Source organism: Solibacillus sp. iso_87, from assembly GCF_056173085.1.
The window spans coordinates 930,806-944,946 of sequence record NZ_CM149656.1; the positions used below are offsets into that span (position 1 = coordinate 930,806).

Consider the following 14,141-nt stretch of genomic DNA (forward strand, 5'->3'; position numbering starts at 1 on the left):
TCTTCATAAAGAAATTGTTAGTAGGAAACATTTGTATGCAGCTGGTACAAGTCATGAACTATCCGGTATTTATACTAGCAAGTATACCCCCTACACATATTGTTTTTGTGTTGGGGTAATTTAAAAATCAGTAATTCATGAACGCTACTTCGATACTATAAAGGATTCACCACATGAGATGGCGGATAGGATGATTGAACAGGATTATCCACCATTAGAGAACCATCAATCGGCATTCTTGAATACTGGACTACTTCTCGCCAATGGCCTGCAACGTCAGCCGGCTTATAGATTCCGTTTGCAGGATCAATCGGTCCGTCATGCCATTTTTCCAGCAAGCCGCCCATTACAGTATGGGAGTTGAAATGCTTTCCATACTGTTTTACAAAACGGCCAATTACAGGTTCAATTGCCCAGCAATGTGAACAAATTGGATCTGTTACATAATAAAGATCCACTGATTTTTCCTGTTTGTTAAAATCAATTAGTTCCAATTCATTTTCCTCAGCCACACCACAAACCCCAGTTACTAAATCACAAATCATATTATTATTTTTCAATGTCTATTCCTCCTTTAAGTAATATCTTTGTTCTATAATTGAATTGTAAAATATGTTAAATACATTGAGTACCAATAGTTCAAGCAATGTGTCGTATATTCAACACATTCGAAAATCTGTTTAAAAAGTAGGAGGGATATTAATGAAGGAAGTAAAAGTAGACCCTAGAATACATCGTACACGTAAACTAATAATGGATGCTTTTATAGAACTTTCAAGTCAGAAGGAATTTAAGGATATAACGGTGAAGGATATTACAGCTGAGGCGATGATTAACCGTGCAACTTTCTATTATCATTTTGAAGATATTTACGATCTTTTGGATAAATCTTTATCGGAAGTATTACTAGTTAATTTGGACTGTGATACGTACAAAAACAGTGAATTAAATGAAGAAGTGGTAAGCGGTCTTTTCAAGGCTATTACGGATTTCCAAATGTCACTGTCTACTCGTTGTCATCGAGGCTATGAGGATACGATTGCTCGAATTATCAGGGAACAGCTTAAATCATTTTTTATCATATGCTCGTTAAACAGCAATCAAATGATGATGAGCAAACAATAAAGCTTACGGCAATCATGCTGAGATGGGTGATATATGGAGCCTCTGTAGAGTGGAAAAGAAGCATTGAAGAAGTCGAACCCGAAGCCTATATTAAATCAGTTTTACCGTTATCATGTCCGGAGTAAGCGGCATGTGAAAGGGGAGATATGGATGAATTACAAATTTTGGACTGTTGTCATGATACAAAAAGAAGATAAAGTATTGTTGCTCAACCGGCAGCATGATCATTTCAAAGGGTATATTCCACCGGGTGGTAAAGTGGATTTTCCTGAAGGCTTTGCTGAAGGTGCAATCCGGGAAGTAAAAGAAGAGACCGGGTTGGAGATTCAGTCATTAGTGTTTAAAGGAATCTCCCACTACACGAATCCGGAATTGCACGATCATTTTATTATTTATAATTATTGGACGGATGATTTTACGGGAGAAGTTTTAGACTCCTGCACAGAAGGAGAGCTGGAGTGGGTTAAGATTAGCGAGGCTAAATTTTACCCGATGCAGGAGGACATTCAAGTACGCTTCGATTTGTTCTTCGAGCCAGGAACATTTGAAATCCATACAATGTGGGATGAACAAAACAATCAAATCGACAAGCGTATCATACATAAGCTATAAAAAAACGTGGCCAAATTTGTTGGCCACGCTTTCGTAAAGTTAGGGGAATTATAGATTCTGGCTATTTTGGATAGCTTTTAAATAAAATGTTATCTGCGTCCAGGCTAAAGCGCCAGCCCCTCGGTCATTTCAATCCCGCCGTCGAAAGTGGTGAAACGTTTACTTTCTAGTCGGGCTCTTAATTGCCTGTCGGGGCTGAACGGGCGCTTTAGCACTTTTGTTCTTATTTCAAGCTCATTTTAAATTCAAGGAAGTATTCGTTGTATTTTCCTAGCCATTCAAGGCCAAGGTTTTCGTAAACTTCCAATGTTTCACGCTGGTCATGTGGCGGGTAGAAACGTTCATCATTAATAACTTCCTCATCCATCAGTTCCCAAGCGGCTTCATTTGGTGTTGAATAGCCGACATAGTCTGCATTTTGTGCAGCATTCTCAGGGTCAAGCATGAAGTTGATAAATTTATGGGCACCTTCAATGTTTTGTGAAGTTTTTGGGATAACCATATTATCAAACCATAAGTTAGAGCCTTCTTGCGGTACGGCAAACTCCAATTCTTCATTTTCCCACATCATATCTGCGGCCTGACCTGAGAAAGTTAATGCTACAGATGCTTCATTATTTATCATAAGCGGTGTAATTTCATCACCGATAATAGCTTTAATATTTGGTGAAAGCTCAATTAAGTGATCTGTCGCTTTACGCAATAAGTCATCATCTTTTACATTAAGTGACTCGCCGATTGAGTTCAGCCCCATTCCGATTACTTCACGTGAGCCATCGACCAGGAATACTTTACGTTTTAATGAAGGATCCCATAAGTCTTTCCAAGTTTCGAACGTTAAATGGTCATCGATTAAATTCGGATTATAGACAATGCCAACTGTTCCCCAGAAATAAGGGATGGAGTATTCATTACCAGGATCGAACGGCAAATCCAGAAAGTCTTCATTAATATTTTGCAGATTCGGAACTAAGTTATGATCAATCGGAATAAGCAGGTCATCTTCCTTCATTGATTCAATCGTATATTCGGAAGGAACAGCAATATCATAGGCAGAGCCGCCTTGCTGTACTTTCGTCAACATCGCTTCATTTGAATCAAATGTTTCATACGTCACTTTAATTCCAGTTTCTTCTTCAAACTTATCGATTAATTCCGGGTCGATATATTCACCCCAGTTATAAACCGTTAATGTATCTTTACTTCCTGCAGAACCAGCTGATTGCATACGGTCAACTGTAAAAAACAGCAGGGCACATACAATGACAATGGCAGTCGTTGCTTGAACTAATTCTCTCATCGTTGTCCCCCCGTTGCTACTGATTTTGAACGTTTGTTAATAAAGTAGTATCCGATAACGATTAATACCGTTACAGCAAATACTAACCCTGAAATAGCATTGATTGTTAATGAAATGCCGGCACGGGCCATTGAGTAAATTTCAACAGATAATGTACTGAAGCCATTTCCTGTTACGAAAAATGTAACCGCAAAGTCATCTAGTGAATACGTCAATGCCATGAAAAAACCGGCGAAAATTCCTGGTGAAATATACGGTAAAATAACACGTGTCAATACATCGCGTTTAGTTGCACCTAAGTCTCGTGCAGCATCAATCAGGGAAGTGTTCATTTCAAGCAATTTCGGTAAAACCATAAGTACAACGATCGGTACACTGAACGCAACATGCGAAACAAGTACTGAAGCGAACCCTAGTTTTACACCGATCATCGTAAATAAAATTAAGAAACTTGCACCGATTACAACATCAGGAGAAACAATCAAAACATTATTTAACGAAAGCAATGTATTACGCATCTTTTTATCTTTCAATGAAACAATACCGATTGCCCCGAGCGTTCCGATAATTGTTGCGATTAAACCGGATAAAAGGGCAACGAGTACTGTGTTTAGCAAAATGATAATTAATCTTGAATCTTCAAATACAGCCGCATAGTGCTCAAGTGTGAATGACTCGAAATTATTCATGTTGCCGCCACTGTTAAAGGAGTAGAAAATTAAATAAAATATTGGTGCGTAAAGGATCGCGAATACGAAAAGTAAATATACTTTCGACATAGCGGACAACTTTTTCATCAGACACGTCCTCCTTTAGATTTTTGTCTCGTAAACAGCATTGTGAGCACCATGAATAAAATTAAGAACACGGCAATTGTCGAACCCATACCCCAGTTTTGGGAAACAAGGAATTGCTGCTCAATCGCCGTACCTAAAGTAATAACCTGGTTGCCGGCGATTAAACGTGTAATCATGAACAGCGACAATGCCGGAATGAACGTTACTTGAATACCTGATTTTACGCCGTCGATTGTCAGCGGGAAAATGACACGTCGGAAAGTTGTCCATGCATTTGCCCCTAAGTCTCGTGATGCGTAAATAAGTGAGGGATTCATTTTGTCCAATGAGTTGAAAATCGGAATAATCATAAACGGAATGAAAATATAAACCGATACAAATACGAAACTGAAGTCCGTAAATAAAATTTGCTTTGGATCAAAACCAAATACTTCAATCATTGCATTGATCGGGCCGTATAAACCGAAAATACCGATAAATGCATATGTTTTTAACAGCAGGTTAATCCAAGAAGGGATAATAATCAGCATAAGCCATAGCTGTTTATGCTTCGTTTTAGTCAGTAAGTAAGCAGTAGGGTAGGCAAATAATAATGTAAACAATGTAATTAAAAATGCATACCAGAAACTGCTCAATGTCATTTTCAAATAAACCGGTGTAAAGAACTTCGCATAGTTGGCCAATGTAAAGTTTCCGTTTAAATCAAGAACAGAATAATAGACGATTAACGCAATTGGTGCGATAACGAATAGTATTATCCAAAATACGTAGGGGATTAAAGGACCTTTAGCTGTTTTATTCATGTTCTTCATCCCCATATGCTTCTAAACGTTTATCGAAATCTTCTTCTGTTTCGTTTAAACGCATTACGTGAATTGCTTCGGGATCAAAGTCCAATCCGATTTCCGCGCCAACTTCCGCTTTTTTCAATGAATGAACAAGCCATTCATTGCCGTCTTTATCATATGTTGATAATTCGTAGTGCACACCACGGAACAGCTGTGTATCTACTGTTACGATCAGCTTGCCGTTTCCAGGTGTGGTAATTTCCAAGTCTTCCGGACGAATAACAATATCGATTTTTTCATTCGGCTTCATCCCGCCATCGACACATTCAAACTCTTTTCCGGCAAATTTCACACGGTAATCTTCAATCATGATTCCGTCTACTATATTGGATTCACCGATAAAGTCCGCAACAAAACGGTTGATCGGCTCATCGTAAATATCAACAGGTGTACCGGATTGCTTAATTTCACCTTGTGAAAGGACAAAAATTTCATCACTCATTGCAAGCGCTTCTTCCTGGTCATGTGTAACAAATATAAATGTCTTACCAAGACGCTGCTGCAGTTCTCGAAGCTCGTACTGCATTTCTGTACGTAATTTTAAATCAAGTGCAGATAGAGGCTCATCAAGTAAAATTACGTCAGGATCATTGACGATCGCACGGGCAATCGCAACACGCTGACGCTGACCACCAGACATTTCCGAAATTTCACGGCTGCCGTAGCCTGCCAAGTTAACGAACTTCAATGCTTCCTGCACACGTTCTTTTACTTCGGCTTCTTTTACTTTTTTGATTCGTAAGCCGAATGCCACGTTTTCGAAAACATTCAAATGAGGGAAAAGTGCATAATCCTGGAATACTGTATTTACTTGGCGTTCATTTGCAGGAACATCATTGATACGTTTTCCGTTGAAGAAAACATCCCCCGTAGAGGCATCGGTAAACCCGGCAATTATACGTAAAATCGTTGTTTTCCCGCATCCTGATGGTCCGAGTAATGTATAGAACTTACCTCGTTCCAATTCAAAGTTAATATTTTTTAATACTACTGTTCCGTCATCATATGATTTTGTGACATTCTCAAAGCGAATAATCGTGTTATCCATTATGCATCCTCCTAATTTATAAATATGATTGTGTCGCGACTAGGAGCAATTTTGTTATGCCACTGTGCGCATTAAAAATTTGATGGTTGGAAGATGCTTCGTAATATACGGCATCACCTTCACTAGCGATATATTCTTCATTGCCAAGAACGACTCGAATTCGACCGTTTTGAACATAGATGAACGTTTCTGCCAGTGATGGCTCAAATGCTTTAAATTCTGCATCTTTTTGCAATGTAATGAAAACAGGCTCCATTTCCTTTTCGTTTGAAGTAGGAATAAGCCACTCGATTTCATATTTTTTATCTTGATCAATGAAGCATGTTTGTTCATCTTTTGCGAAAACAATTTTTTCATTTTTTTGCGTATCATCAAAAAAGTCTCGTGGCGAACACCCGAGAACTTCCAGTAAGTTAAACAATGTTTCGATGGAAGGGGAATTTAAGTCACGCTCCAACTGGGAAATATAACCTTTCGTTAAATCGGTACGTTCTCCGAGCTCTTCCTGGGTAAGCCCTTTTTTTATACGAAGGGCTTTAATTTTTGAACCAATTTGCATATAGTCACACCCCTTATATTTTTCGCTCAATAGTTTACTGTTTATAAACCCTGAGTAAGGAAGTTTACTTTTACATTACTTTAAGTTTACGAAAGCAATAATAATTATACATAATAAATATGTATTTTCAAGGGACTTGTCCAAATATATATTGATATATGTATTGGGGCATTTGAATGGTACCGAAAAAACCGTCATTACATATGTTACAACGAGGTGAATATAAATGAGGATTCGAACAATAATGCCATCATTAAGTGGCGCGACGAAAATATTAAATCGGGAGAATACTTACGAAGAAAATGCTAAAGCGACATTGGTTTATTTCTGGTCAATGAGCTGTTCGGAATGTGCACATTCCATCAAAAACTTGAAGGAATTGGAACGTATATTTGGGGATCGGTTAACGGTTCATGCGATTCATATGCCAAGAGAAGAATCGGATTATTCGGAAGCCCTTGTAAAAGAGAAAATAAAGCAATTGGAATTAATATACCCTGTTTACCTTGATAATGAACTAAAAATAAGCGACATGTTTGGAAACAAATTCGTACCTGCCTACTATATATTTGACCAACAGCAGCAATTACGCTTTTTTAAGGCGGGCTTTTTTGCATTAAAATTACTGCAACAGAAAATAGAACGTATAATTTAATGACAACAGCTGTTTTGATGCGTTAAACTAGTGGCAACTGGATGTTCGGAGGAGAAAAGAATGAAAAAAGAATTCGTAGTAATAGGGCTGGGACGTTTTGGAGGAAGTATCGTACGTGAACTCGTTAAACAGGGGGCCAATGTTATGGCGATCGATACAGATAGTGAACGTGTCGATGAATATGCCCGTATTGCAACACAGGCTGTAGTAGCGGATACGACAGAAGAGGAAACGATCAAATCACTAGGTTTATGGAATTTCGAACATGTCATTGTAGCGATTGGAGAAGATATCCAATCGAGTATTTTAACGACGCTTATTTTAAAAGAGCTTGGCGTTCCACAAATTACAGTAAAAGCGCAAAATGACTATCATGAAAAAGTATTGCTGAAAATCGGTGCGGATTTTGTCGTGCACCCTGAACGTGATATGGGTATCCGGATTGCCAATAATATGATGTCAAACAGTGTCCTTGATTACTTGGAGATTTCCGGTGAACATTCCATCATGGAAATTAAAGCTAACGAAAGTATTGCCGGCCAATCGTTAATCGAGCTGGATGTACGGGCAAAATACGGCTTGAACATCGTCGGCATTACACGCGGTGATGAGATCATGATTTCTCCAAATGCAACAGAACGCATTGAAGTAGGGGATGTCTTGCTTATAATCGGTGCGGATGTTGATATTAACCGATTTGTGAAGAAGGTTATTCAGCGGTAGGTTAGGATCTTTATAACAGAAATAATTTCTGATATAACTAAAAATCCATCATTTTGCGAAGGCAAAATGATGGATTTTTTATATTGAGGACTAGTCCTGTTTTATACTTCCATAATGATTGGTAAAATCATTGGACGACGTTTCGTTTTCTCATATAAATATGGGCCTAATACATCGGTAATTTCATTTTTTAAATCATTCCATTGTGTATCTTTTTCCTGAATCGTGCTGTTTAAGTGATGGTTCAGCATTTTTTGTGCTTCATTGATCATCATGCCCGATTCACGCATATACACAAATCCGCGAGAAATAATATCCGGACCAGAAACAATTTTGTTTTTAGCCATATCGACACTTACGACTACGATGACTAAACCTTCTTCTGAAAGAATTCGGCGGTCGCGTAATACGATATTGCCGATATCCCCGATTCCATTACCATCGATATACACATCGCCTGAAGGAATGCGTCCTGCAACATGTGCTTCATTTGCACTTAATGCAAGAACATCACCGTTTTCCATAACAAATGAGTTTTCCAATGGAACTTCACAAGCTTCAGCTAATTCAGTATGAATTTTCAGCATGCGATATTCACCATGAATCGGCATAAAGAATTTCGGTTTCATTAAACGAAGCATAAGCTTTTGTTCTTGTTGAGAACCGTGACCTGAAGTATGGATATTATTTAATGCGCCATGGATAACTTCTGCACCAGCGCGGAATAATAAGTTGATGATTTTGTTTACGCTCATCGTGTTACCAGGAACTGGAGAAGATGAGAATACAACTGTATCACCAGGCTGGATTTGAATTTGACGGTGTGTACCGTTAGCAATACGTGATAATGCAGCCATCGGTTCACCTTGAGAACCGGTACATAAAATCATCACTTCATTTGCAGGTAAACGGTTTAAGCTTTGTATATCGACAAATGTTTCTTTAGGTGCTGTAATATAGCCTAATTCACGGCCGATTGTAATCGCATTATCCATTGATCGACCGAACACAGCAATTTTACGGCCATATTTCAAGGCTGCATCTGTTGCCTGTTGTAAACGGTGGATATTTGAAGCGAATGTTGCAAAAATAATCCGTCCGTCAACTTTACGGAAAATTTCGTCAATGCTTTTCCCGACTGTACGCTCAGACATTGTAAAATCAGGCTTTTCGGCGTTTGTACTATCAGATAGTAAACAAAGAACGCCATCACGGCCGATTTCCGCCATTTTCGTCAAGTTAGCAGGCTCGCCTACTGGAGTAAAGTCAAACTTAAAGTCACCAGTATGCACAATATTACCCGGTGGTGTCTTTATGACAATACCATAAGCATCTGGGATACTATGTGTTGTTCGGAAGAAGCTAACAGCCGTTTTACGGAATTTAATGACATCATTCTCTTTAAATTCAATCAGTTTTGTTGTACGTAATAAGCCATGCTCTTCTAATTTGTTGCGAAGTAGACCTAGTGCAAGTTTCCCGCCGTATACAGGAATGTTAACTTGACGTAATAAATAAGGAATACCACCGATATGATCTTCGTGACCATGTGTTATAAATAAGCCTTTGATTTTGTCTACATTTCGAACTAAATACGTATAATCTGGAATTACATAGTCAATGCCAAGCAAATCGTCTTCAGGGAACTTAATACCTGCATCTATTAGTATGATTTCATCTTGGAATTGTACTGCATATGTGTTTTTGCCGATTTCGCCCAGTCCGCCGAGTGCGAATACAGCCGCTTGATCATTCTTAACGAATTTCATAACAATTAAGCGTTCTCCAGACGGAAATTCGGGCTATTTTGTTCATATTCTAAATAGTTGCCTTCTAGAAGTTGAACAAGTTCGATATTGTAGTTACGGTCTTTTAAATAGTGACGTACTTCACGTTCAGATGACGCCTCTAAATAAAGTGTTTTTGTGTTTTCGCGAACTGGAATCTCAGAAATGTTTTCTTGATAATAGACTTTGTAAATCATAGTTACTCTCCTTTAAGTACGAACATTATTACTGCACTTCTAACTTGTAGAAAAATGCATTTCCTTTATATTATCACGGGACTCCTTTAAAATAAAGAAAAGCCCTTCAAATTTCGTGAACAACAAAGTGGTCACGAATGAAAAAAATGGCACGTCCTGTAATCGGGCGTGCCACTCTAAATGAAGTGTTAGGCAATTAATTTTTTTCCGAGGATGCCATTTAATCGTTTTCGCCATTTCTTTTTGAGACGTTTTAACATAGGTCATCACTCCTTACACTCATTATACTAAATATTCAGATTTTTGTAAAGGGCCTTATTATAATTAAAGGAGCGTTATAAATTGAAGAAAATATTATTTTTTGATGTAGACGGTACTCTATACAATTCAGATAAAAAATTACCTGCTACAGCAAAGGAAGCGATATTCAAGGCACGTGAATACGGTCATGAAATTGCCATTGCAACTGGACGTGCGCCATTTATGATAAAAGATATACTGGAAGAGCTTGAAATCGATACATATGTGACATTTAACGGGCAATATGTGGTTTATCAAGGTGAAGTCGTTTATACAGATCAAATCGCCAACGAAATTTTAACAGAAATCCTAGAATTTGGCGCACAGCGAAATCATCCGTTAGTTTTCCTTAATGAAAAGGAAATGATCGCTTCAGAAAGCGACTATGAAAGTGTAGAAAGCAGTTTATCAACACTTCAGTATCCATATCCGCAAATCGATCCGCAATACTATTTGCATACGCCGGTTTATCAAACACTTGTATTTATAGAAGAAAAAGACCAGCCGATTTATGAACAGCAATTCCCGCAAGTACAATTTATCCGTTGGCATCCTTTCTCTTGTGATGTGCTTCCGGATGGTGGTTCAAAAGCAAACGGCATTCGAAAATTGCTGGAGCATATTAATTTTCCAGTAGAGGATGTAATTACATTTGGCGATGGATTAAATGACATTGAGATGCTGTCAGAGTTTGGCTATAGTGTAGCGATGGAAAATGGTCATGAAAGGGCAAAGGAAGTAGCTTCAATGATTACAGGGCATGTGGACAATGATGGATTGGCTGACGCGATGAAGAAATTAAAGTTAATATAGGCAGGTTAGGAAAAGCGTTGTGAAAAGATTTTTCACAGCGTTTTTTTGGTTTGTGAAATTGGAGTTGGATTTTATTAGAACAATATTAATGTTTCTTAGAAAATCTGATACCGATATTGGAAAGAATGGAAAGGATTTTAGAACATCGCGCGTCCATTTTAGAAAAATGGACAGTTAAATTAGAAAATCTCATTTTTATTAGAACAATTAAAAAGATAGTGAACATTTATGAATTTATAAGAACTATCACAAGCTAAAATGACTTTCTTCTATTGAAACTGATCAAAAAAACCCGTTTTCGCTACTAACGAAAATGGGTTCTGCTGAAGTTAATCTCTTCCGAATGGAATGCTGTTTTCTAATTGGACAAACGGGTCTTTTTCATCGATGCGATCGTAAAACATAACTCCATTTAAATGATCAAGCTCGTGCTGGAACGCGATTGCAGGAAGTCCTGTTAAACGCATTTTCTTTTCTTCTCCGTCCACTGTCATAAACTTCACAGTGATACGAGCATAGCGATAGACATAGCCAGGCACGGCACGATCTACAGATAAGCAGCCTTCACCACTTGTTATATAAGTCTGTTCAACAGAATGGCTTACAATTTTAGGGTTAACTGCGACAAAGCTGATCTGTTCGCCGTTATCGTCTTCCAAATGCAGTGCAAACATACGTTTTAAACTGTTTACCTGGTTTGCAGCTAAGCCGATGCCGCCGCGTAAATTATATTTTTCAGCAATTTCAGGATCTTGGCTATTAATTAAATATTGCAGCATATCATCTGCGAGTTTTCGATCTTCTGCAGATAACGGAAAAGTAACTTCCTCCGCGCGGGTACGTAAAGTAGGGTGTCCTTCACGGATAATATGTTCCATTAAAATCATGTGAAACTTCCTTTCAGTTCAAACTTATATGTGTAAGTATACACGACTCTCCGGAATCGAAGTAAGAAAAAACCTTCTCCAAAAGAAATTTATCATAAATTCAGATTTAACAATTCATTATAAGGGAATGAATAAATCGTGTGGTGTTATAAATTAAATAATAAAATTTATTGGGTGTTTTTTCTATTATAGTACAGAGGTGATTCCAGTATAATACAGGTAATGTAACTGTATTAGTTTCAACAAATGTGAGGAAAAATCTTTAATTAAGATGATAAACAATGATTGACCGATAGAATTTTATTCTTTATACTCGGTTTATAGAAACGTTGTACTAGTAAAAAACGAATTTTTTTTAATACAGTTCAAAGGGGATGTAAACAATGGCAGAAAAAATGAAGAATCAATTGGACCCAGCTGGAACGTTACAGGAAATTGAAAGTAAGTTTGAGATGTTCCAAATTTTAAACGAGCAGGGTGAAATAGTAAATGAAGCGGCAATGCCGGATTTAACGGACGAACAATTAGTAGAATTGATGGAACGTATGGTTTACGTACGTATTTTAGATCAACGTTCGATTTCGTTAAACCGTCAAGGACGTCTTGGTTTCTATGCACCGACTGCGGGTCAGGAAGCTTCACAACTTGCATCGCATTATGCTTTGGAAAAAGAAGACTGGATTTTACCGGGTTATCGTGATGTTCCGCAGATCGTTATGCACGGTTTACCGTTATGGAAGGCATTTTTATTCAGCCGCGGTCACTTCATTGGTAACCAAGTACCGGAAGGCGTTAATGTATTGGCACCACAAATTATTATCGGTGCACAATATATCCAAACTGCTGGTGTAGCACTTGGTTTACAAAAACGTGGTTCAAAAACAGTTGCGATTACTTATACAGGTGATGGTGGTTCATCACAAGGTGATTTCTACGAAGGAATTAACTTTGCAGGTGCATTCAAATCACCGGCGATTTTCATCGTACAAAACAACCAATATGCAATTTCAACACCCCGTGAATTACAGACATCTGCTAAAACAATTGCTCAAAAAGGTGTAGCGGCAGGTATTCCATGTATATTAGTGGACGGAATGGACCCATTAGCAGTATATGCAGCGACAAAGGATGCGCGTGACCGTGCTGTCCGTGGTGAAGGACCAACATTAATCGAAACAATGTGTTACCGTTATGGACCACATACGATGGCGGGAGATGACCCAACACGTTACCGTACAACGGATATCGACAATGAATGGGCTGCGAAGGATCCATTAGTACGCTTCCGCACATTCCTTGAAGGTAAAGGCTTATGGGATGAGCAAAAAGAAGAAGCAGTAATTGAGCGTGCTAAAGAAGAAATTAAAGATGCTATTAAACAAGCAGACCAAGCACCAAAACAAAAAGTTACGGAATTAATGGAAAATATGTACGCTGGAGAAATGCCGGCTAACTTAAAAGAACAGTATGCGATTTATAAAGAGAAGGAGTCGAAATAAGCCATGGCACAAATGACAATGATTCAAGCAATTACAGATGCATTACGTTGCGAATTAAAAAATGACGAGAACGTTTTAGTATTCGGTGAAGACGTTGGTGTAAACGGCGGGGTATTCCGTGCAACAGAAGGTCTTCAAAAAGAATTCGGCGTTGATCGTGTATTTGATACGCCACTTGCAGAATCAGGAATCGGTGGTTTAGCAATTGGTTTAGCGTTAACTGGATACCGTCCAGTACCTGAAATTCAATTTTTCGGCTTCGTATTTGAAGTAATGGATTCTATCAGTGGACAATTAGCTCGTATGAGATACCGTTCAGGCGGTACGTATAATGCACCAGTAACAATCCGTTCTCCATTTGGCGGTGGTGTTCATACGCCTGAAATGCACTCGGATTCATTAGAAGGGTTGATGGCTCAATCACCAGGATTAAAAGTAGTTATTCCATCAACGCCATATGATGCAAAAGGTTTAATGATTGCTTCGATTCGTGATGATAATCCGGTTATTTTCTTAGAGCATTTAAAACTTTACCGTTCATTCCGTGAAGAAGTTCCGGAAGAGTCATATACGATTGAATTGGGTAAAGCAGACGTGAAACGTGAAGGAAAAGATCTTTCTATCATTGCTTACGGCCTAATGGTTCACGAAAGTCTAAAAGCGGCAGAAGAATTGGAAAAAGAAGGCTACTCGGTAGAAGTAATTGATTTACGTACAATTCAGCCGTTAGATATCGAAACAATTATTGCATCTGTTGAAAAAACAGGTCGCGCAATTGTTGTACAGGAAGCGCAAAAGCAAGCAGGTATTGCGGCAAATGTAGTCGCAGAAATTACAGAACGTGCGATCCTATCATTGGAAGCACCAGTATTACGTGTTGCTGCACCAGATACAATCTATTCATTCCCACAAGCGGAAGGTGTATGGTTACCTACGTATAAAGATGTAATGGAAACTGCAAAGAAAGTCTTAACATTCTAAGAATTGAGGG

General features: G+C 38.3%; 14 protein-coding genes and 2 pseudogenes. 7 read left to right on the top strand and 9 right to left on the bottom strand.

Annotated features, from left to right (window positions below; all coding sequences use genetic code 11):
• Positions 1-170: 170 nt before the first annotated feature.
• A pseudogene (locus tag AC0VXV_RS04515) lies at positions 171-560 on the bottom strand (DsbA family protein); the annotation flags it as partial.
• A 142-nt stretch (positions 561-702) separates the two neighbouring features.
• Between AC0VXV_RS04515 and AC0VXV_RS04520 the strand changes: the two are divergent.
• Together AC0VXV_RS04520 and AC0VXV_RS04525 are read left to right on the top strand one after the other, a co-directional pair.
• A pseudogene (locus tag AC0VXV_RS04520) lies at positions 703-1,250 on the top strand (TetR/AcrR family transcriptional regulator).
• Positions 1,251-1,275: 25 nt separating this feature from the next.
• The gene (locus AC0VXV_RS04525; RefSeq protein WP_475530529.1) at positions 1,276-1,737 is read left to right on the top strand and encodes an NUDIX domain-containing protein; all 462 of its coding nucleotides are present in this window, start codon (positions 1,276-1,278) and stop codon (positions 1,735-1,737) included.
• 223 nt (positions 1,738-1,960) lie between these two features.
• Here AC0VXV_RS04525 and AC0VXV_RS04530 read toward each other — a convergent pair whose 3' ends face one another.
• The 5 genes from AC0VXV_RS04530 to AC0VXV_RS04550 are packed head-to-tail and all read right to left on the bottom strand — an operon-like array spanning position 1,961 to position 6,289.
• Positions 1,961-3,037, bottom strand: a complete 1,077-nt coding sequence (locus AC0VXV_RS04530; RefSeq protein WP_475530530.1) for an ABC transporter substrate-binding protein — start codon at positions 3,035-3,037, stop codon at positions 1,961-1,963.
• Complete coding sequence (locus AC0VXV_RS04535) at positions 3,034-3,834, bottom strand: ABC transporter permease (RefSeq protein WP_079524891.1); 801 nt, start codon at positions 3,832-3,834, stop codon at positions 3,034-3,036. Before AC0VXV_RS04535 ends, AC0VXV_RS04530 begins: the two co-directional genes overlap by 4 nt.
• Positions 3,834-4,637, bottom strand: coding sequence for an ABC transporter permease (locus tag AC0VXV_RS04540; protein ID WP_079524894.1), 804 nt, complete (start codon positions 4,635-4,637; stop codon positions 3,834-3,836). The genes AC0VXV_RS04535 and AC0VXV_RS04540 overlap by 1 nt, the downstream gene beginning before the upstream one ends.
• A complete protein-coding gene (locus AC0VXV_RS04545) occupies positions 4,630-5,730 on the bottom strand; it encodes an ABC transporter ATP-binding protein (protein ID WP_475530531.1) in 1,101 nt (366 codons plus the stop codon). The genes AC0VXV_RS04540 and AC0VXV_RS04545 overlap by 8 nt, the downstream gene beginning before the upstream one ends.
• Positions 5,731-5,746: 16 nt before the next feature.
• Complete coding sequence (locus tag AC0VXV_RS04550) at positions 5,747-6,289, bottom strand: helix-turn-helix domain-containing protein (protein WP_475530532.1); 543 nt, start codon at positions 6,287-6,289, stop codon at positions 5,747-5,749.
• A 226-nt stretch (positions 6,290-6,515) separates the two neighbouring features.
• On the opposite strand from AC0VXV_RS04550, the gene AC0VXV_RS04555 reads away from it, so the two are divergent.
• Positions 6,516-6,944, top strand: coding sequence for a redoxin domain-containing protein (locus tag AC0VXV_RS04555; protein WP_475530533.1), 429 nt, complete (start codon positions 6,516-6,518; stop codon positions 6,942-6,944).
• A 60-nt stretch (positions 6,945-7,004) separates the two neighbouring features.
• The gene (locus tag AC0VXV_RS04560) at positions 7,005-7,667 is read left to right on the top strand and encodes a potassium channel family protein (RefSeq protein ID WP_475530534.1); all 663 of its coding nucleotides are present in this window, start codon (positions 7,005-7,007) and stop codon (positions 7,665-7,667) included.
• A 101-nt stretch (positions 7,668-7,768) separates the two neighbouring features.
• Here AC0VXV_RS04560 and rnjA read toward each other — a convergent pair whose 3' ends face one another.
• Complete coding sequence (gene rnjA, locus AC0VXV_RS04565; RefSeq protein WP_475530535.1) at positions 7,769-9,436, bottom strand: ribonuclease J1; 1,668 nt, start codon at positions 9,434-9,436, stop codon at positions 7,769-7,771.
• Between the two features lie 5 nt (positions 9,437-9,441).
• Positions 9,442-9,651: a DNA-dependent RNA polymerase subunit epsilon gene (locus AC0VXV_RS04570; protein ID WP_008403475.1), complete on the bottom strand. Its 210-nt coding sequence runs from the start codon at positions 9,649-9,651 to the stop codon at positions 9,442-9,444.
• Positions 9,652-9,993: 342 nt separating this feature from the next.
• Between AC0VXV_RS04570 and AC0VXV_RS04575 the strand changes: the two genes are divergently transcribed.
• Positions 9,994-10,764 (top strand): Cof-type HAD-IIB family hydrolase, encoded by a 771-nt coding sequence (locus AC0VXV_RS04575; RefSeq protein WP_475530536.1) that lies wholly within the window; start codon positions 9,994-9,996, stop codon positions 10,762-10,764.
• 329 nt (positions 10,765-11,093) lie between these two features.
• Here the strand turns inward: AC0VXV_RS04575 and def are convergent, their stop codons facing one another.
• Positions 11,094-11,651 carry a peptide deformylase gene (gene def / locus AC0VXV_RS04580; protein WP_475530537.1) on the bottom strand — a complete coding sequence of 186 codons (558 nt, stop codon included), beginning with the start codon at positions 11,649-11,651 and terminating at the stop codon, positions 11,094-11,096.
• Positions 11,652-12,034: 383 nt separating this feature from the next.
• Between def and pdhA the strand changes: the two genes are divergently transcribed.
• Together pdhA and AC0VXV_RS04590 are read left to right on the top strand one after the other, a co-directional pair.
• Positions 12,035-13,150, top strand: coding sequence for a pyruvate dehydrogenase (acetyl-transferring) E1 component subunit alpha (pdhA, locus tag AC0VXV_RS04585; RefSeq protein ID WP_475530538.1), 1,116 nt, complete (start codon positions 12,035-12,037; stop codon positions 13,148-13,150).
• A 3-nt stretch (positions 13,151-13,153) separates the two neighbouring features.
• Positions 13,154-14,131, top strand: a complete 978-nt coding sequence (locus AC0VXV_RS04590) for an alpha-ketoacid dehydrogenase subunit beta (protein WP_251689586.1) — start codon at positions 13,154-13,156, stop codon at positions 14,129-14,131.
• Positions 14,132-14,141: the final 10 nt, after the last annotated feature.

Bases quoted from the DNA above. Each gene is read 5' to 3' on its own strand.
- AC0VXV_RS04540 (WP_079524894.1), bottom strand. From the start codon at position 4,637: ATGAATAAAACAGCTAAAGGTCCTTTAATCCCCTACGTATTTTGGATA.
- AC0VXV_RS04560 (WP_475530534.1), top strand. From the start codon at position 7,005: ATGAAAAAAGAATTCGTAGTAATAGGGCTGGGACGTTTTGGAGGAAGT.
- AC0VXV_RS04570 (WP_008403475.1), bottom strand. From the start codon at position 9,651: ATGATTTACAAAGTCTATTATCAAGAAAACATTTCTGAGATTCCAGTT.
- AC0VXV_RS04555 (WP_475530533.1), top strand. From the start codon at position 6,516: ATGAGGATTCGAACAATAATGCCATCATTAAGTGGCGCGACGAAAATA.
- rnjA (WP_475530535.1), bottom strand. From the start codon at position 9,436: ATGAAATTCGTTAAGAATGATCAAGCGGCTGTATTCGCACTCGGCGGA.
- AC0VXV_RS04525 (WP_475530529.1), top strand. From the start codon at position 1,276: ATGAATTACAAATTTTGGACTGTTGTCATGATACAAAAAGAAGATAAA.
- AC0VXV_RS04550 (WP_475530532.1), bottom strand. From the start codon at position 6,289: ATGCAAATTGGTTCAAAAATTAAAGCCCTTCGTATAAAAAAAGGGCTT.
- pdhA (WP_475530538.1), top strand. From the start codon at position 12,035: ATGGCAGAAAAAATGAAGAATCAATTGGACCCAGCTGGAACGTTACAG.
- def (WP_475530537.1), bottom strand. From the start codon at position 11,651: ATGATTTTAATGGAACATATTATCCGTGAAGGACACCCTACTTTACGT.
- AC0VXV_RS04530 (WP_475530530.1), bottom strand. From the start codon at position 3,037: ATGAGAGAATTAGTTCAAGCAACGACTGCCATTGTCATTGTATGTGCC.
- AC0VXV_RS04545 (WP_475530531.1), bottom strand. From the start codon at position 5,730: ATGGATAACACGATTATTCGCTTTGAGAATGTCACAAAATCATATGAT.
- AC0VXV_RS04535 (WP_079524891.1), bottom strand. From the start codon at position 3,834: ATGAAAAAGTTGTCCGCTATGTCGAAAGTATATTTACTTTTCGTATTC.
- AC0VXV_RS04590 (WP_251689586.1), top strand. From the start codon at position 13,154: ATGGCACAAATGACAATGATTCAAGCAATTACAGATGCATTACGTTGC.